Annotated in this window: 16 protein-coding genes; 6 read left to right on the forward strand and 10 right to left on the reverse strand. The window is 52.3% G+C overall.

The window, feature by feature from the left end; all coding sequences use genetic code 11:
• The first annotated feature begins 101 nt into the window (after nt 1–101).
• The gene (locus tag TH5_RS08155; RefSeq protein ID WP_062949058.1) at nt 102–866 is read left to right on the forward strand and encodes a DeoR/GlpR family DNA-binding transcription regulator; all 765 of its coding nucleotides are present in this window, start codon (nt 102–104) and stop codon (nt 864–866) included.
• A 17-nt stretch (nt 867–883) separates the two neighbouring features.
• Here TH5_RS08155 and TH5_RS08160 read toward each other — a convergent pair whose 3' ends face one another.
• The 6 genes from TH5_RS08160 to TH5_RS08185 form a co-directional block, all read right to left on the reverse strand.
• Complete coding sequence (locus TH5_RS08160; protein ID WP_114121426.1) at nt 884–1708, reverse strand: ABC transporter ATP-binding protein; 825 nt, start codon at nt 1706–1708, stop codon at nt 884–886.
• Between the two features lie 144 nt (nt 1709–1852).
• Complete coding sequence (locus TH5_RS08165) at nt 1853–2641, reverse strand: amino acid ABC transporter ATP-binding protein (protein ID WP_062949054.1); 789 nt, start codon at nt 2639–2641, stop codon at nt 1853–1855.
• A gap of 18 nt (nt 2642–2659) precedes the next feature.
• A complete protein-coding gene (locus TH5_RS08170) occupies nt 2660–3763 on the reverse strand; it encodes an amino acid ABC transporter permease (RefSeq protein ID WP_114121427.1) in 1104 nt (367 codons plus the stop codon).
• A 1-nt stretch (nt 3764) separates the two neighbouring features.
• Entirely contained in the window at nt 3765–4961 is a 1197-nt protein-coding gene (locus tag TH5_RS08175) for an amino acid ABC transporter permease (RefSeq protein ID WP_114121428.1), read from the reverse strand.
• 116 nt (nt 4962–5077) lie between these two features.
• Nucleotides 5078–6097, reverse strand: a complete 1020-nt coding sequence (locus TH5_RS08180) for an amino acid ABC transporter substrate-binding protein (RefSeq protein ID WP_082824660.1) — start codon at nt 6095–6097, stop codon at nt 5078–5080.
• A 534-nt stretch (nt 6098–6631) separates the two neighbouring features.
• A complete protein-coding gene (locus TH5_RS08185) occupies nt 6632–8584 on the reverse strand; it encodes an acetoacetate--CoA ligase (RefSeq protein ID WP_114121429.1) in 1953 nt (650 codons plus the stop codon).
• Between the two features lie 416 nt (nt 8585–9000).
• Between TH5_RS08185 and moaB the strand changes: the two genes are divergently transcribed.
• The 5 genes from moaB (at nt 9001) to TH5_RS08210 (ending at nt 13491) form a co-directional block, all read left to right on the forward strand.
• The gene (gene moaB, locus TH5_RS08190; protein WP_114121469.1) at nt 9001–9531 is read left to right on the forward strand and encodes a molybdenum cofactor biosynthesis protein B; all 531 of its coding nucleotides are present in this window, start codon (nt 9001–9003) and stop codon (nt 9529–9531) included.
• Between the two features lie 52 nt (nt 9532–9583).
• Nucleotides 9584–10354 carry a sulfite exporter TauE/SafE family protein gene (locus TH5_RS08195; protein ID WP_097050327.1) on the forward strand — a complete coding sequence of 257 codons (771 nt, stop codon included), beginning with the start codon at nt 9584–9586 and terminating at the stop codon, nt 10352–10354.
• Between the two features lie 233 nt (nt 10355–10587).
• Nucleotides 10588–11649: a methyl-accepting chemotaxis protein gene (locus TH5_RS26050; RefSeq protein ID WP_114121430.1), complete on the forward strand. Its 1062-nt coding sequence runs from the start codon at nt 10588–10590 to the stop codon at nt 11647–11649.
• Nucleotides 11650–11851: 202 nt separating this feature from the next.
• Complete coding sequence (locus tag TH5_RS08205) at nt 11852–12658, forward strand: hypothetical protein (RefSeq protein ID WP_114121431.1); 807 nt, start codon at nt 11852–11854, stop codon at nt 12656–12658.
• Between the two features lie 71 nt (nt 12659–12729).
• Nucleotides 12730–13491, forward strand: coding sequence for an IclR family transcriptional regulator (locus tag TH5_RS08210; RefSeq protein ID WP_114121470.1), 762 nt, complete (start codon nt 12730–12732; stop codon nt 13489–13491).
• Nucleotides 13492–13496: 5 nt separating this feature from the next.
• Here TH5_RS08210 and TH5_RS08215 read toward each other — a convergent pair whose 3' ends face one another.
• The 4 genes from TH5_RS08215 to TH5_RS08230 form a co-directional block, all read right to left on the reverse strand.
• Nucleotides 13497–14741, reverse strand: a complete 1245-nt coding sequence (locus tag TH5_RS08215; protein ID WP_167443490.1) for a sensor domain-containing diguanylate cyclase — start codon at nt 14739–14741, stop codon at nt 13497–13499.
• Nucleotides 14742–15104: 363 nt separating this feature from the next.
• Nucleotides 15105–15749, reverse strand: coding sequence for a peptide-methionine (S)-S-oxide reductase MsrA (gene msrA / locus TH5_RS08220; RefSeq protein WP_114121433.1), 645 nt, complete (start codon nt 15747–15749; stop codon nt 15105–15107).
• A gap of 109 nt (nt 15750–15858) precedes the next feature.
• Complete coding sequence (locus tag TH5_RS08225; protein WP_114121434.1) at nt 15859–16083, reverse strand: hypothetical protein; 225 nt, start codon at nt 16081–16083, stop codon at nt 15859–15861.
• Nucleotides 16084–16296: 213 nt separating this feature from the next.
• Nucleotides 16297–17628, reverse strand: coding sequence for an SPOR domain-containing protein (locus TH5_RS08230; RefSeq protein WP_167443491.1), 1332 nt, complete (start codon nt 17626–17628; stop codon nt 16297–16299).
• Between the last annotated feature and the right edge of the window lie 163 nt (nt 17629–17791).

Genomic DNA, 17791 nt, shown 5'->3' on the forward strand with positions numbered 1-17791 from the left:
ATGATTGTGACAAGGCTTGCATCTTGTTGTCATTAGCGTCATTTTGATCGATAACGAAAATTAACAATCAAAGACGAAAATTCAGGGCGGAAGGAAGCAACATGGGCAAGCTTGATCGGCGGCGTCGCGAAATACTTGAACTGGTCGCGGCGAACAGTTTCATGACGATTGATACATTGGCCGATCATTTTGCCGTTACCCCTCAGACCATTCGACGTGATATCAACGAAATGGCGGAAGAAGGCCTTGTAGCGCGTTATCATGGCGGGGCGGCCAGCCTTTCGACCACAGAAAACACCGCCTATACGGACCGTCAGGTTCTTAACCTTGGCAGCAAGCGCGAAATTGCCAAGCTGGTGGCACAGCATATCCCCGAAGGGGCGTCGATCTTCATCAATATCGGGACGACGAATGAAGAAGTTGCGCGCGCATTATCGTCCCACAAGAGCCTGAAAATCATCACCAACAACCTGCATGTTGCGCAGATTTGTGCCGCCAATCCGGGGTTTGAGGTGATCATCGCAGGTGGTGTTGTTCGCCAGCGCGATTTTGGTGTGATCGGCGAGGCGACCATTGATTTTATCAACCAGTTCAAGGTGGATTACGCGATTGTCGGGATTTCGGGCGTTGACGAAGACGGCAGCCTGATGGATTTCGATTATCGCGAAGTCCGGGTGGCGCGTGCGATCATTTCCAATGCGCGCCAGACATTCCTGTGTACCGATGCATCGAAATTCGGGCGGCGTGCGATGGTTCGGCTGGGGCATCTGTCGGAAATTGATGCTCTGTTTACCGACCGTCATCCCGGCCCGGTTTGGGCAGATGTCATCCGTGAAGCAGATGTGTCGGTTTATACCGCCAACTGATTGGCAAGAATGGGTGATCAGGCGACCATGTGGTCGCCACGCTTGCCCATCCGCATGGTAATCGGACCCTGTGACGACCCATTGAGCATCTGGGTCAGGTGCTCATTATGGGCCGCGTCAATCTTAGTGGTTGGACCAGACCAGTAAACTTTGCCGCCATGCATCATCACGAGGTTTGCGTACCGCGTGCGCGCGATTTGCATGTCATTGGTGATGGTTATGACAGTAGTGCCGCGCTGGGTTGCGATCTTGCTGATCATGAGTTCGATATGGTTTGACAGAACCGGATCAAGGCCTGCGGTAGGGTTATCAAGCAGCAGGATTTCCGGGTCGGTTGAAATGGCGCGTGCAATGCCAACACGTTTCTGCATGCCGCCAGACAGATCACCAGGCGACAGAAAGGCACTGTCTTCGGACAGGCCGACATGGCCGAGCAATTCGATGGCATGGTCTTTCGCGGCCTTGCGTGTCAGTGTCCCACGCTCGATCTGACGGAAACAGATATTTTCCCAAACCTTCATGCTGTCAAACAGGGCGTTCTGCTGAAACAGCATACCGATCCGTTCTGCCCATTGTTTGCGGGCCGGGGAGCTGGTCTGGCTGACATCATCGCCACCCAGCATGATTTTGCCGCCATCCGCGCCGTGAAGGCCGACGATGCATTTCATCAACACGCTTTTGCCCGCAGCCGACGGTCCGATGACCGCCATGGTTTCCCCCTTGCCAAGCGACAGGCTGACATCATCAAGTGCGGTGTTGGGGCCGAACTTTTTGGTCAGGGACTGGACCGTGATGAAGCCCAATGTCGTGTCAGTGGATGCAGGTGCGGAAGGCGTGGTCATGAAGATGTTTATCCATTGCTGTTTGCCCGCCGATCTTCGGCATTTGACGGGCAGGGGGCAAGTCCGAAATTTACAAAAAAGAAAACGGCCCCGTTTGGGGCCGTTTCCGGTACGTCATAAGCGGAAATCCGCAATGCGTTTTGATTAATGCGACAGGATCTGGCTGAGGAACAGCTTGGTCCGTTCGCTTTTGGGGTTCGCAAAGAATTCCTGCGGACCTGCCATTTCAACGATTTCACCAGCATCCATGAACACGACGCGGTCGGCGACCTCTTTGGCGAAGCCCATTTCGTGGGTGACGCAAAGCATGGTCATACCTTCCTTGGCGAGTTCGACCATAACGTCGAGCACTTCCTTGACCATTTCTGGGTCGAGCGCCGAGGTCGGTTCATCGAACAGCATGATTTTCGGTTGCATGCAGAGCGAGCGGGCAATTGCCACACGCTGCTGCTGACCACCGGAAAGCTGGCCCGGGAATTTGTGGGCCTGTTCGGCAATCCGAACGCGCTGCAGATAATGCATCGCCAGATCGATGGCTTCTTTCTTGGGCATCTTGCGAACCCAGATCGGTGCCAGCGTCAGGTTTTCCAGCACGGTCATGTGCGGGAAAAGGTTGAAGTGCTGGAACACCATGCAGACTTCGCGGCGAACGGCTTCAATGTTTTTAACATCGTCGCCAAGCAGAATGCCATCGACGGTGATTTCACCGCTCTGATAGGTCTCAAGACGGTTGAGCGTACGGATCAGGGTCGATTTGCCCGAACCGGACGGACCGCAGATAACGATACGCTCGCCCTTGCGGACATGCAGATCAATATCCTTGAGAACATGGAAGTTGCCATACCATTTGTTGGCTTTGCTGACGGTAATCACTTCCTCGTTAGACGGAGGAGGGACAACGCCATTGGTGGTTTGTGCTTCTGTAGCTGTCATTGTTTTTTTCCTCTCTCCTTACCGTTGCTCGCCCTTGCGGAGCTCTTTTTCAAGATAGGCTGAATATTTGGCCATAGAGAAACAGATCAGGAAGAAAATTGCCGAGGCGAAGGCATAACCCTCGACGTAGTATTTGGTCCATGCCGGGTCGCTGCGCAGTGCCAGCTTGACTGTACCAAGGAAGTCGAACAGACCGATGATGACCACCAGCGTTGTATCCTTGAGCATCGAAATGAAGCTGTTGACGGTTGGCGGGATCACCAGACGCAAAGCCTGCGGCAGGATGATCAGGCGCATGGACTGCCAATAGGACAGGCCAAGGCTGTCACCCGCTTCGAACTGGCCACGTGGAACAGCCTGCAGACCGCCACGGAACACTTCGGCAAGATAGGCCGCAGTGAACAGGATGATACCGATCTGCGCACGCAGCAGCTTGTCGATGGTCACACCGTCAGGAAGGAACAGAGGAAACATCACCGATGCCATAAACAGAACCGTAATCAGCGGCACGCCACGGATCACTTCGATATAGACAACCGAGATTGTCTTGATCGCTGGCATTGTTGACTGACGGCCCAACGCCAGAAGCAAACCCAGCGGGAAGGCAAAAATGATGCCGATCGCTGACAGGATCAGGGTCAGCGGAAGACCACCCCAATAGCTGTTCTGGACATAGGTCAGACCAAGCATGCCACCCCACATCAGGATGGCAATGATCGGAACCCCGATCACCCACATCGGGATGATTGCCTTGCGGAAGGACGGATATTTAACCCCGCCAAGGCTAAAGCAGATGATGCCCATCAGGACGATCATTGCAAGAAGGGGACGCCATTGCTCTTCGAACGGGTAGGTTCCGAACAGAATGAGACGCAAGTTGGCGTTTACGAAGCCCCAACACGCGCCGGTGACTTCTGCACAGCCTTCAATCGTCGGTTCCAGCGTGGCATTGACGATTGCCCAGTTCACGAGTGGCGGAATAAGCCAAACCAGAAAGGCAATCGAACCCAGTGTCAGGAGGGTGTTGAACCAGCCGTCAAACAGGTTCTTTTTTGACCATGCAACGGCACGGGCAGAAAATGTACCTGTAGGAAGCGGAGGTAATTTTGCGTTATCTGCCATCTTACCTCTCCACCAGTGCCATTTTCTTGTTGAACCAGTTCATAAAGAGCGAGGTCAACAAGGACAGCCCCAGATAGATCGACATAAAGATCGAGATTGCCTCGATCGCCTGACCGGTCTGGTTCATGGTCGTGTTTGATACCGACACCAGATCCGGGTAACCGACAGCGACGGCAAGCGAGCTGTTTTTGGTCAGGTTCAGATACTGGTTGGTCAGAGGCGGAATAGCGACGCGCATGGATTGCGGCAGGATTACCTTGCGAAGGGCAACCGAACGTTTGATGCCAAGGCTGTCGGCGGCTTCCCACTGTCCATTTGGGACTGCCTGAATACCGGAACGTACAACTTCGGCAACATAGGTTGACGTGTAAACCGTCAGGCCGATCAGAACCGCGAGGAATTCCGGCGAGATATTATAACCGCCACGAATGTTGAAGCCTTTGAGTTCAGGCATATCCATATCTGTCGGTGCACCACCGATCAGATAGGCGAGAAAGACCAAGCCGACAAAAATACCCGTTCCGACAAGGAACATCGGGAATGGTTGGCCGGTTTCATCCTGGCGCTTTTTTGCCCATTTTTTGATGAAGAAGATCGCAACGATAGCGATGATCGCAGCAATCCCCATCAGGGTATAGGCATTGTCGGCAACCGGAACCGGCATATACATGCCGCGCGATGTCAAAAGGACACCTGGCAGGGGTTCGAAAGCGTCGCGCGGATGCGGGAACGCGTTCGGAATGACCGCATACCAGAAGAAAAGCTGCAACAGAACCGGGATGTTACGGAAAGTTTCCACGTAAACAGTTGCCAGTTTCCGAACGATCCAGTTCGACGACAGGCGTGCAATCCCGAAAATAGTACCGATAATGGTACACAGAATAATTCCGAGCAAAGACACCTTTACGGTGTTCAGAAGGCCAACCAACAGTGCCGTCGCATAACTGCTTTGTGCACTGTACTGGACCATGCTTTCACTGATTTCGAACGAAGCTTCGAGATCAAGGAAGCCATAACCGGTTGAGATGTTTTGTCGTTCCAGGTTTACCAGCGTATTGGAAACCAGATACCAGCCCGCCAATATGACAAGTCCGATCGCAATGATTTGGTATAGTATTGCGCGAACGTTCTCGTCATTCAGGTAATCGACGACGGTCTTGGAACGAACACCCCCCGGGGCATTTTGAGTCTTACTCATCTGACCCTCAGGTGTAGATTGTATCCAATATATATGTGCTTTAACGAAAAGCTCCGCCCATGCGTTCAGGCAGTGGGGCGGAGCTTCGTTAGGCGCTTTTCAGCCGACGCTAAATATTAGCGAACCGGCCAAGCATATTGCAGACCACCATCGGTCCAGAGAGCGTTCAGGCCGCGCTCGACACCCAGTTTCGCGGTAACGTTTTTCTCGTAGCTTTCGCCATAGTTACCGACCTGCTTGATGATGCGGTATGCCCACTCTTCGTCAAGACCAAGAGCTTCGCCCATGCCCGGGGAAACGCCCAGAAGACGCTGGATGCCCGGATTGGTGCTGCTCTTCATTTCGTCAACATTCGCGCTGGTGACGCCGTATTCTTCGGCTTCAATCATAGCTGCAAGAGCCCAGCGACCAATGTCTGCCCACTGTTCGTCACCCTGTGCGACAGCCGGACCAAGCGGTTCTTTGGAAATGATTTCCGGAAGAATCACATAGTCGTCCGGGTTCGGTGCCATGGTGGTACGGATCGAGGCAAGGCCCGATGCGTCAGTGGTGTAAACGTCGCAACGACCAGAGAAGAAGGCAGCAGTTGCTTCGTTGATGTTTTCGATAACGACCGGCTCGAAGCTCATGCCTTTGGCGCGGAAGTAATCGGCCAGGTTGAGTTCGGTGGTGGTGCCCGGTTCGACGCAAACGGTTGCGCCGTCAAGTTCCGTTGCGCTGGATACGCCCAGAGCTTTCGGAATCAGGAAGCCCTGACCATCATAGTAGTTGATACCAAGGAAGGTCAGACCAAGCTTGACGTCGCGCGTCAGGGTCGCCGTGGTGTTACGCGAAAGGATGTCGATTTCGCCGGACTGCAGCGCGGTGAAACGCTGTGCAGCGGTCAACGGGGTGTACTGAACCTTGTTGGCGTCGCCCAGAAGTGCAGCAGCAATGCCACGGCAAACGTCAACGTCGATACCTTCCCATTTACCTTCGGCATTGGCAGCGGAGAAACCCGGAAGACCGGTGTTTACGCCACACTGAACGAAACCTTTAGCCTTGATGCCGTCAAGTACAGCGCCCGCCTGGGCATTGTTCGCGGCGATGGCGGCAACAGACATTGCGCCAGCGGCCAGGATCGTTTTGATTTTCATTAGATGAGCTCCCTCATTAGCAAAGCATTCTTTATGGCTTTGGTAACTTTTATGCCACCCTGGATATGCCAGAGCAGCATATCCTACTGTCCTGTTTTTTTATCGGACCTCCAAATTAAGAAATTTTCGGCTGCTATGTGTCAAGTCTGAAAAATTTCACGCTGGGGGCTTGTTCATCAGATTCGCATGATTTCCATGCTTTGGTACCGCGCTGGTAAACATTGTTTGAGCGACTACACCCTTCGGCTACTCCCAAAAGTCGCCATATTTCAAAAGGTTAAAAACCTGTTCGAATGGTCAGGTTCCAAAAACAAACAAATCTCAAAATTTTTTTGTTGCCAGCAATTAAATGAGCAATTTTTGAACAAAATTAACTGTTGCTCAAAAAATAAACTCTGTTGCGACGCGGAATCGACTTCTGATGTCGGCCTAGCCCTGATCATGACACGTTGCAGTTCTGATTAATCTTTTGCAAAAATGAAAACCCCGTCGTGTGCCCGACGGGGTTTTGCTGTGACATTCCGGAGGTTTCTGCTAGCTGCGCAGTTCCGGCAAATTGGAGAAAAGTTCAAGTGCAGTGGGGTTTGCAAGCGCTTCCTGGTTCTTTACTGGGCGGCCATGAACAACATCGCGCACGGCCAGTTCGGTGATTTTTCCCGACTTGGTGCGCGGGATGTCTGCCACTGCAATGATCTTTGCCGGGACATGCCGCGGGGTGCAGTTGTTCCTGATTTGTTTGCGTATACGGTCGATCAGAAGTTCGTCGAGCTGATATTTTTCGCGCAGCACAACGAAAAGAACGACCCGGACATCGTTATCCCATTCCTGGCCGATGACGATGGATTCTTGGATTTCGGGCAGCTTTTCGACCTGACGGTAAATTTCGGCGGTGCCGATACGAACACCACCGGGGTTCAGCGTTGCATCGGATCTGCCATAGATAACCATACCGCCATCGTCATCAAGTTCGACATAATCGCCGTGACACCAGATGTTATCGAAGCGGTTGAAGTAAGCATCTTTGTAACGCGAACCATCAGGATCGTTCCAGAAGCCAATCGGCATGGACGGGAAGGGGGTGGTACAGACCAGTTCGCCCTTTTCGTTCCGGATTGATTTGCCGTCATCGTCAAAAACATCAACAGCAAGGCCGAGGGCTCGGGTCTGGATGATGCCGCGCTTCACCGGCAAGACCGGACAGGCAAGGACGAAACATCCGAGAATATCCGTGCCTCCCGAGATCGATGCCAGATGAATGTCCGGCTTTATGTCGTGATAGACATAATCGAAGCTTTCAGGTGCCAATGGAGATCCGGTCGATGTCATGGCGCGCACGGTCGACAGATCATGGGTTTCGCGCGGTTTGAGCTCGGCCTTGGCCAATGCATCTATATATTTGGCCGATGTTCCGAAAAGGGTCATGCCTTCGGCGTCGGCATAGTCAAACAGGATATTGCCACTGGGGTAGAAGGGCGATCCATCATAAAGCAGCAATGTCGCACCGGCTGCGAGGCCGCCCATCAACCAGTTCCACATCATCCAGCCGCATGTGGTGAAATAGAATACCCGATCACCCGGAACCACATCGCAGTGCAGGACATGTTCAGACACCTGTTTCAGGAGGGTGCCGCCTGCGCCATGCACGATGCATTTCGGCTTGCCAGTCGTGCCGGAAGAAAACATCACATAAAGCGGGTGATTGAATTCGACCTGCTCAAACACGATCTTTTTCGCGCTGAAAGGGGCCAGGAAATCATTATAGGAAACGCCGCCGCGAATGCCGGTCGTGTTGGTGCCGTCAAAGGCATATTTGACAATCACAACCTTCTGGATCGACGGGATGCGGTCAATTACATCGCGGACCTTTTCGCGAATGTCGTGGCTTTTGCCGTTATAGTGGTAGCCATCGACCGTAATCATGAGTTTGGGTTCGATCTGGCCAAACCTGTCAACGACGCCCTGAACACCGAAGTCGGGGGAGGCCGATGACCATGTCGCGCCGATTGCTGATGTACCCAGCATCGCAATAACGGTTTCGACCATATTGGGCATATATCCGCAGACGCGATCACCCTTGGAGATGCCCTCGGCACGAAGTGCCTGCGAGAATTTCGATACCGCAATATTCAGATCGCACCACGAAATCCGGGTTTTGACCTTGTCTTCGCCCCAGAACACAAGCGCGTCGGTATCGTCATCGCGCACTAGCAGGTTTTCGGCGAAATTCAGGCGTGCATCCGGGAAAAACTTGGCTCCGGGCATTTTGTTCCCGTCGACAAGTACTGTCTCGCCCCATCTTTCGGCTTTCAGGCCGACATAATCGATAATTGCAGGCCAGAAATCTTCCTTGCGGGCAACAGACCAGTCATAGAGCGCGTGGAAGCTGTCCAGTTTCAGGCTGTGCTTTTCGTTCACCCAGTTGCGAAAACGGGTAACGTTGGCGTTTTCAACGCGGGTCGGACTGGGCTGCCAAAGCAAATCGCTCATGATGGATCCTTTGTTTCCTGCCTGTTTTATTGCAACTACCGACTATTTTTAAGTATCAAATCGGTATCTCTCTACCACTTTTTTACGGGGAATTATGTTGCACGGCAAGAAAAGTCATGGGGCAGGTGACGAGAAGCATGAATAATCTTGCGGTCTATTCTATTCTTGTGTGTTGAGATAGTCAGATAGTTTGTTGAAAAAAATGGTTTTTCTTGATCTTTTCTTGTTTTCGATAAGATGCATAGCACCGTCATGTTTCGAGAAATATGGTAATTAAGTAACCGAGAAAGCCGAAATTTTGTTCGATTGTAATGTGATCGGATGGCTTTGTGCGATGCGGAATCCTGAAACGGCTTGCGCTTGCCGATATGCTGATTACTCTGTCGTCAATGAAGTCAGCAGCCGGAGCTATTGCCATGTCGAGGATCGACGAAAGCCGCGCATTTGTGCCTGTAAATATTGCCGTTCTGACGGTGAGCGATACCAGAACGCTGGAAAACGATACATCTGGCCAAATTCTTGTCGACAGGATCAAGGCAAAGGGTCACAAGGTTGCTGCGCGCACCATTGTGAAGGACGATTTTGATGTGATCGTCGCGCAGTTCAGGCAGTGGTGTGATGATCCGGAAATTGACGTAATCATCAGTACGGGGGGCACCGGTGTTACGGGGCGCGATATCACGACAGAGGCGCATCAAAAGATTTATGACAAGGAAATACCGGGATTTGGCGAGCTGTTTCGCTGGCTTTCTTATGCCAAGATCGGCACATCAACGGTTCAATCTAGGGCAACCGCCGGAGTTTCGGGTGGTACATATATGTTTGCCCTGCCGGGTTCAAATGGTGCTTGCAAGGATGCCTGGGACGATATTTTGTTCTATCAGCTCGATATTCGTCACCGCCCGTGCAATTTCGTCGAACTGATGCCGCGTTTGACCGAAAAGTAATTCGTTGGTCTGACCGGTGTCAGACACGATCAGCTTCCCTTAGGACGACTTTATGGAAATTATCACCGATCCTTTCTTTTACCTTGTCGGCATTCCGGCTGTGTTGATTGCAGGTGTGTCAAAAAGCGGGTTTGGTGGCGGGCTTGGTGTGATGGCGGTGCCCCTGATGGCGTTGGCACTGTCGCCACAGGCTGCGGCGGCGATCATGTTGCCGATATTGTGCCTGATGGATGTTGCGAATGTCTGGGCCTACCGGAAGAACTGGGATCGCCGCAACATGATGATCCTGATTCCGGCCGCACTCCTTGGTATTTTGATTGGCACATTATCGTTCAGCTATCTGAATGAATATGCCGTGAAGCTGATCATTGCCCTGATTGCCATCGGCTTTACGCTTGATCACTGGTTTCGCGGAAAGAAACGTGGTGATGAATCCAGACCTGCCAATTGGGGAAAGGGATCGTTCTGGGGGACCATTGCCGGTTTTACCAGCTTTGTCGCGCATGCTGGGGGGCCGCCGGTCTCTGTTTTCCTGTTACCTCAGCGAATGGACAAGACGGTTTTTGTCGGCACGACCGTCATGTTCTTTATCGTTGTCAATTACGTGAAGCTGATCCCGTACTGGTATCTCGGGCAATTTGGTGGTGCCAATCTTGGCACCGCGCTGGTTCTTGTACCTGTGGCGCTGTTCGGAACCTGGCTTGGGCTTTGGGCGCACGATAAGGTGAATGCAAAGCTGTTTTACCGGGTGTGTTATACATTACTGTTTGTGACCGGTCTGAAGCTGTTGTTTGATGCCGTATTGCATTTCGCGAGTGTTTGATCTGTTGTTCCGGGCGTGATTTTATCAAAAGTTGATTTTAGGGGCGGGAATTATCCCGTCCTTTTTCGTTTGGCTTGGTCTGACCGAAAAATGATAGCAATCCTTTTATGTAAGCATTTTTTCATTAACCAATTGCGCATGAATTGCATATAAATTGCACGCATAAGAATGATGCGTAAAAAAAAAGCATCAGCACAGGGTGAAACCGAATTTCACAAGTGGAGCTTGCAGGAATGCCCGAACGAATTTTGCAGGTGGCAACAGACATGTCGCAGCTTGCCAACGAGAAGATTACGGAAATCAAAGGAGTAACCCGGGCGACACGAACGCTGGCGCTGAATGCGCTAATCGAAGCTGCCCGTGCGGGGGAAGTCGGGCGTGGATTTGGCGTTGTGGCCAACGAGGTAAAAGAAATTTCGCAGCGGGTTACCGTAATCACCGAAGAGCTTGAGCAGATGTTCGACAGGCTGGCACTTGATCTTGAGCGTACTGCTCAGACGGCACGCGGTGATCGGTTCTCGGATTTGTCGCGATACATTGTCGAGCTTATGGATCGTAATTTGTACGAGCGATCCTGCGATGTTCGGTGGTGGGCAACCGACGCTACTGTTGTCGATGTCTGCGAGAACTCCGGAAATGCGGATGTCAGTGTGCAGACATCACAGCGTCTGGGTGTAATCCTTGATTCTTATACCGTTTATCTTGATTTATGGGTTGCTGATTGCAATGGACGCATCATCGCCAATGGCCGCCCTGACAAATATCGCCTTGTCGGGACGGATATCAGTCACATGCCGTGGTTTCGCGATGCTATGCGGTGCCGGGATGGCGGAGAATATGCGGTTGCAGATATTGCACGTAACGAACTGCTGCATAATGCTGCAACGGCAACCTATGCCACCGCCGTAAGACGAGGAGGCCAAGCCAAAGGTCAGGTTATCGGTGTTATGGGTGTGTTCTTCGATTGGGAAAATCAGGCTCCGATGGTTGTCGGAGCATTGAATTTCAGTGACGAAGAGCGCGCACGCACGCGCGTGATGCTTATTGATTCAAAAAATCGTATCATTGCGGCCTCGGATGGTCAGGGTGTCTTGTCTGAACAGATGAAGCTGGAGGTCAAAGACCCAAAGCGCGGCTCTTATCTTTTGGCGGATGGGGCGCTTGTCGCCTATGCGTTGACGCCGGGTTATGAAACCTATCAGGGGCTCGGTTGGCGCGGGGTGATTGTTCAAAAATCACGGAGTGCGTCAAGGAATGTGGATAAACCTGCACCCAAACTTGCTGTGGCTTCCTAGCAGATTATTGATATCGTGCCGGTCGGCAAAACAGAACAAAAGCGGGTACCTTCGGGGCCCGCTTTTTCGTTGCCTATTAGCTTGACTGTTTGGGCCCCTTAAATTGGTTCAGGCTTGCGCCATCACGCAAAAGGAGATAGCGGTAAATATAATATTACGACAATTCATCGACGAATTGTAAAATAAGATTTGGGAGGTTCTTGTGACGTTACTGTTTGCAAAGCTTGCAGTATCAATTGCCGTTGTGCTGGGATTATCGATCCTTGCGGAACGGGTAGGCCCGCGTGCCGCAGGCGTCCTTTCAGGTTATCCGCTTGGAACGGCGATCTTGCTGTATTTCATCGGGCTGGAACAGGGAATTGCCTTTGCCTCGGAAAGTGCGGTTTATGCCCTGCCTGGATTGATTGCGACACTAGCCTTCCTCTATGCGTATTATATGGCCTCCCGCTTGTTGGTCGAGCGGAGGCTGATTGTTCAGTTGCCGATAAGCTCGTTTGCAGCCTTTGGCGCATTCATGTTCGTATCATGGATTTGTCAGCAGATTGCGTTTACCCGTCTCTCCGGGGCGGTTACCTTGCTGGTTGCTATGATGCTGGCCCTGATACTGTTTCGCGGAATCGAGAATGTTCGCATCCTTAACCGGGTGCGACTGACAAGGCGTGTGGTTTTATTCCGTGCCATTCTGGCATCGCTGATTGTTCTTGGTATCAGTGGCATAGCCGCTTGGGTCGGTCCCAAATGGGCTGGGCTGTTTTCCGGTTTCCCTGTAACACTTTATCCGATGATGCTGATCCTGCATGTGTCTTATGGCACCGGTCCCCTTCATACCGTAATCCGCAACTTTCCAAGGGGGATGGGGGCGCTTTGGATTTATATTCTGGCGGTGACGGTGACCTATCCGCTTTGGGGGATCAATATCGGGACGCTTCTGTCTTTCGCAGTTGCGACGATCTATCTGATCGCATATTCCACTTTGGTCTGGATGCGTGAAAAGTCCGTGCGCGCGTGAAGCCAATCCCATAACATTACGATATATCAGTTCCCAAGGCATCAAAGCCTTCGACCGGAAGGATGATCTGCATGCAGCAGGTTCAGTCATTGGTAAGGGCGATCAGCATTCTGAACACACTTGCAGACAGCGAGTATGGAATGACTTTGACCGAAATCGCTCATCAGGTGCATTTGCCGCCTTCAACCGTTCATCGTTTGCTGACAACGATGCAGCACGAACGTTATGTGACTTTCGACGGTGAACGAACACTCTGGTCAATCGGTGTGCAGGCATTCAGCGTTGGCAATGCATTTACCAAAAACCGCAATCTCAGCCAGATTGCGCGTCCCTATATGCGGGCGTTGATGGAAGACAGCGGAGAAACGGTTAATCTTGCCGTCGCAGATGGCGGGGAAGTCATTTTCCTGTCGCAGGTGGAGTGTCGCAAGATGATGCGCGCATTGGTCACGCCGGGGCGGCGCGCACTTATGCATTGTTCGGGAGTTGGCAAGGCGTTGCTTGCGTTCCTGCCGGATGAGGAAGTGACTGCTGTCATTGCGCAGCACGGCTTGCCGAAAATCACTGAACGTACCCTGATCAGCGAAGATACCTTGAAAACCGATCTGGATAGATCAAGACAGCGTGGATATGCGCTTGATGATGAAGAACATGCCGTCGGTTTGCGGTGTGTTGCCGGTGTGGTGCGCGATGAAACCGGACTGCCAATTGCCGCGCTCTCCCTGTCCGGACCCGCTGCGCGCATCCCAAATGACCGGATAGAGCAGTTCGGCCTGAAAGTGCGTCGGGTTTGTGCCGATCTCAGCCGCGAATATGGCGGCAAGCCGGTATGATGTAATCAGGTCTTTGATGTGACTGGGACGGCAAATCTGAACTGGTTTTTGCCGCTTTTTTTAGCCTGATACATTGCCTTGTCGGCAACAGAAATCATGTCATCGAAATTGTCGGCATGTTCTGGGTAAAGGGCAATTCCGATCGATGCGGATGCTTCGCATGTCTGTTTCTGGCGTGAAATGTTGATCGGTGAGCTTGTCAGTGATTGCAAAACTTTGCGTGCAACGATTTCGGCGTCCTCGAGTGTTTCCGTACCGGGAAGAATAACCGTGAATTCGTCGCCGCCAATCCGGGCGACGGTATCGACTTCGCGTAAGCTGTGACGAAGCCTTTGCGCCACCTCCACCAGAACCTTGTCCCCGATGACGTGACCGTGCATGTCATTTAGCTGTTTGAAGCCATCCAGATCGACATACATTAGAGCGAAACGTTCCTTGCGGCGTTTCGCCAGTTTGATGGCATATTCAAGCCGGTCTACAAACAGATATCGGTTCGGAAGGTCGGTCAGGGCATCATGCGTGGCCTGATAGCGCACAAGGTCTTCGGCGATCTTGCGTTCGGATATATCGCGAAAACTGGTCAGGCGAAGTTTTACGCCATCAATCACAACGTTGCGCCCGTTGATTTCGCAAGGAAAAAGCGTTCCGTCCTTACGTCTGGCTGTGGCCTCGTAGGGTTTATCGTACCCGGATTGAATGTTGTCGATTACCATTTGCAGGCTGTTTTCGGCGATGATGTCCGCAGCGCTCATCAGCAGCAACTCGTCGCGCGAATGACCAAACATCCGTTCGGCCGCAATATTGGCATCAACGCACTTGCCGGAATCATGCAAAAACAAACCTTCACTCGACAGATTGGCCATCTGTTCAAGACGTTGTTCGCTTTCGGTCCGCAGCATGCGTTCCCGGACCAGTTCGGTAATGTCCCAGGCAATGCATTCGATCATGCTGTCGGGTGTATGAGGTGGCATGGTCCGGCACTGAATGCGAAGCCAGCGTTTCTGTTCGGCGATGGTGAATACCGCAATTTCGGCTTCGACAATTTGCCCGTCTGTACGCAATGCGCGTTCACGCAGGTCAGCCAAGTCCTTGTTGGTCGATAGAACATCCTGAATACGGTGATTTGAACTTCCGGTTTTTTCGGCAATACCCAGCCATTTCAGTCCAAGATCTGATGCAAATTCTATCTTGCCTTGCGGTGTAATGCCAAATACCAGACCCGGCAGATGGGCATACAGATTGTCGCGCATTGCCCGGTAGCGGGACCAAAGCCATGTGATTGCGGCAATTATAAATATGCCACCACCCATCAGGATGATCTCGCCCAACAAGGTTAGTGAGGCGTTGTAACCGGGTTCCAGTTCGAGAAAATAAGGGGCAAAGACCCCCAGCCAAAGTCCGAGTGCAACCCAGAACAGAAGCAGGGCGACCAGATAGCGGCTGTGGGGCCGAATATGTTTGATCTTACCGAGTATAGCTCTTCCCCTCCTAACATCAGGGAAAGCTTATACCTTCAGCAAAAGAACTCAACAAGACACAGGTTTTGTCAGAATGTGTCAGGTTTTTCATCGGTCTGTGACGGTTTTGCACAGGCTGATGCAATGTTTGCTGGCTCACATTCCTGGGCAGGACACGCCGGTTCCGCCCAGGCCACAATAGCCGTCCGGGTTTTTGTGCAGATATTGCTGATGGAAATCTTCGGCGTAGAAGAAGGTCGGCGCAGTCTGAATTTCGGTTGTGATTGCATCGCGCCCTGCTGCTCTGAGAGCGTTCAGGTATTGAGTGCGGGATTCTTCGGCGGCGATCTTCTGTTTGTCATTCAAGGTATAAATTGCCGACCGGTACTGGGTACCGATGTCATTGCCCTGACGCATACCCTGGGTCGGGTCGTGGTTTTCCCAGAATAGACGCAACAGTGCCTGATACGAGATAACAGCCGGATCATAGACCACCAGAACAACTTCCGCATGACCGGTCATGCCGCTGCAAACCTCGCGATAGGTCGGGTTTTCGGTGTAACCACCTGCGTAACCTGCGGCAGTGCTATAGACGCCGTCCTGTTTCCAGAAAAGGCGTTCTGCCCCCCAGAAACAACCCATGCCAAATACAGCCGTTTCAAGATTATCGGGAAACGGACCGGTCATCGGATTACCTGTAACCACATGACGGTCAGCTACCTGCAATTTCTCGGCGCGGCCGGGCAGGGCCGTTTCGGCAGATGGGATCGTGATTTTTTCAGGGGAGGTCGAAGAAAACATGTCAAAACCTGACTTGTGTTGATGGGCTGACCTGCAATTTAACCCAGATCGTCACTTTGGCAATCGCCTTCACGGTAAATTGTCTTTGAACATTCCTTTGGCGGCAGCTTTAACGAGCGCGATAATCGTGTTTATCAACGCCATCAGTGCCGGATACCGCCGATTTGAGACGCTCGAGACATTTGAAATCGACCATGCTAATGATCGGCGGCGGGATCAGCCTGTTCATCGGATGTGTGTTTCTGCCATTGCCCCCGCCATTTTTTGGAATGGTTTTCATTGCAATCGGCATACCGATGCTGGCTGCGGGATCAAAGCGTACCAGACGTTTCATTCAATACCTGCGATGGCGATATTACCGACATAACAGCAAGATCGAGGCGATTATCGCACGACTGCCGGGTTTTCTTCGTCGACACGGTCGCAAGACGCGACCCGAAGCTCTTCACCGACATCGTTCATTCGGTCAATGGTCGGATAAGTCGTCAGGTATCGGGACATCTCCCGGAAACAAGTCCGGGTCGTAAGCGAACCGTTCAGGCAGGGATCAGGGCGTCATGTGCCGGATAAGGCAATCAATCCCCGCCCGTTTCAGGCCGTTGCAGGCAGACTGTGCTTCGGACTGGCTGGCATATTGACCGGTCATCAGACGGAAAAACAGCCCTTGACCCTCAATCGCAACGCTTTGCACCTCGTGGCTTGCATCCCGAAGAATACCGTCGCCCATGGTTTCAAACTTCAACCAGCGTGACTCTGCCATTTCACGAGACCGATATGCAGCCAATTGTACCGTATAGTAAGAATTCAGTACCGGGGCAGGTTGCGTTGGTTCCGCTTTGGGGGCAGAGGATGGCGGGACTGATTTTGTGTCGGGTTCTGGTTGCATTGTCGCTGGTGTACTACTGGTTGCGGCTGTTGACGTCGCATCCACCATCGGAACTTCGATCAGATTATTATTGGTGGCAGCTGCTTCGTCGGCGAGCTCCAGCGAGCCACTTTCAACCGGGCGCGTTGTCGACAGAAGCGCCTTGTTTGACGCGCTTGGGGTAACTGCATCCCCCTTGATGATGCCCGGTGTCGTTGCTGAAGCCGTTGTGACGGTTGTGGTTGTCCCCTTGGAGGCCGCGATTGAATTAGATGGGGCAGCTATTTGTTTGGCAGAGCGATCAACAGATGTGAGGCGTGCGGTATTACTACTCACATCCATTCGCATTGCAGGGAGAGCTGTTGTCGAATCTTCAGGCTGCACATTGACGGCAATGGTATTTTTGTAGAAGTCACGATTTCTTTGCACCGTCGGTGGGTCGGGAAGTTCTGGCCCGGGCGCGACAATCGCCGAGGCGACGACCGTGTCAATCTCGCGTGATCGGGCAAGAGTCGGATTTGCTTGGTCCATTGCCTTGATGCGCTTTTGTGCAAGACTTGTAATCGCGCCGGTCAGCATGATGCTGTTACCGCAATTGATCGCGATCGAAGCATTCGGGTCAGCCGCCGTCAGCCAGAGATAAAGACGACGTGCCTTCGCGTGTTCCCCCGACAGGTCAAGTGCAATGGCATGGCGGAGATCATTTGCCGGTTTGCCCTGAAGTGCTATCGGATCTTCGGCATTGTCAGCCTGAGGCAGGGGGGATGCTATGTTTTTGGGCGAGCCGTCAAAGAACAGGCCACAGGCTGCGCTATCAATCGCGGCTATCATTGCAGTTTCTGACGGACGGTTGGTATCGCTTATCTTGATCTGGTTTGATGCGTCATCATCACCAAATAACGACATCATATCGTCTGACGAGCATCCGGAAAGCAGGGGGGTAAACAGGGCCATCGTCAGGCAGCCATATTTCCAGCGTGACGAGATGACAGACTTGGCGCTTTTATTGATCAATTGACTGGCACCTGATTTCCCTTTGAGCCCCCGGAGGTCCACTGCATGGACGTCACCAATTTTGCAATCGGGCGGCATACTGTCAAGCAGTCAGCGAAAACAGATGATCGATTTAGCCCCGCGTTTTGGCGGGGTATCTTTTTTTAGATAGGATTGGCTGTGT

Source organism: Thalassospira xianhensis MCCC 1A02616 (assembly GCF_003326475.1).
GTDB classification, from domain to species: domain Bacteria; phylum Pseudomonadota; class Alphaproteobacteria; order Rhodospirillales; family Thalassospiraceae; genus Thalassospira; species Thalassospira xianhensis.

Bases quoted from the DNA above. Each gene is read 5' to 3' on its own strand.
- TH5_RS08225 (WP_114121434.1), bottom strand. From the start codon at position 16,083: ATGAAACGTCTGGTACGCTTTGATCCCGCAGCCAGCATCGGTATGCCG.
- moaB (WP_114121469.1), top strand. From the start codon at position 9,001: ATGTCGAGGATCGACGAAAGCCGCGCATTTGTGCCTGTAAATATTGCC.
- TH5_RS08160 (WP_114121426.1), bottom strand. From the start codon at position 1,708: ATGACCACGCCTTCCGCACCTGCATCCACTGACACGACATTGGGCTTC.
- TH5_RS08185 (WP_114121429.1), bottom strand. From the start codon at position 8,584: ATGAGCGATTTGCTTTGGCAGCCCAGTCCGACCCGCGTTGAAAACGCC.
- TH5_RS08165 (WP_062949054.1), bottom strand. From the start codon at position 2,641: ATGACAGCTACAGAAGCACAAACCACCAATGGCGTTGTCCCTCCTCCG.
- TH5_RS08195 (WP_097050327.1), top strand. From the start codon at position 9,584: ATGGAAATTATCACCGATCCTTTCTTTTACCTTGTCGGCATTCCGGCT.
- TH5_RS08210 (WP_114121470.1), top strand. From the start codon at position 12,730: ATGCAGCAGGTTCAGTCATTGGTAAGGGCGATCAGCATTCTGAACACA.
- TH5_RS08170 (WP_114121427.1), bottom strand. From the start codon at position 3,763: ATGGCAGATAACGCAAAATTACCTCCGCTTCCTACAGGTACATTTTCT.
- TH5_RS08215 (WP_167443490.1), bottom strand. From the start codon at position 14,741: ATGCGCGACAATCTGTATGCCCATCTGCCGGGTCTGGTATTTGGCATT.
- msrA (WP_114121433.1), bottom strand. From the start codon at position 15,749: ATGTTTTCTTCGACCTCCCCTGAAAAAATCACGATCCCATCTGCCGAA.
- TH5_RS08155 (WP_062949058.1), top strand. From the start codon at position 102: ATGGGCAAGCTTGATCGGCGGCGTCGCGAAATACTTGAACTGGTCGCG.
- TH5_RS08175 (WP_114121428.1), bottom strand. From the start codon at position 4,961: ATGAGTAAGACTCAAAATGCCCCGGGGGGTGTTCGTTCCAAGACCGTC.
- TH5_RS26050 (WP_114121430.1), top strand. From the start codon at position 10,588: ATGCCCGAACGAATTTTGCAGGTGGCAACAGACATGTCGCAGCTTGCC.
- TH5_RS08180 (WP_082824660.1), bottom strand. From the start codon at position 6,097: ATGAAAATCAAAACGATCCTGGCCGCTGGCGCAATGTCTGTTGCCGCC.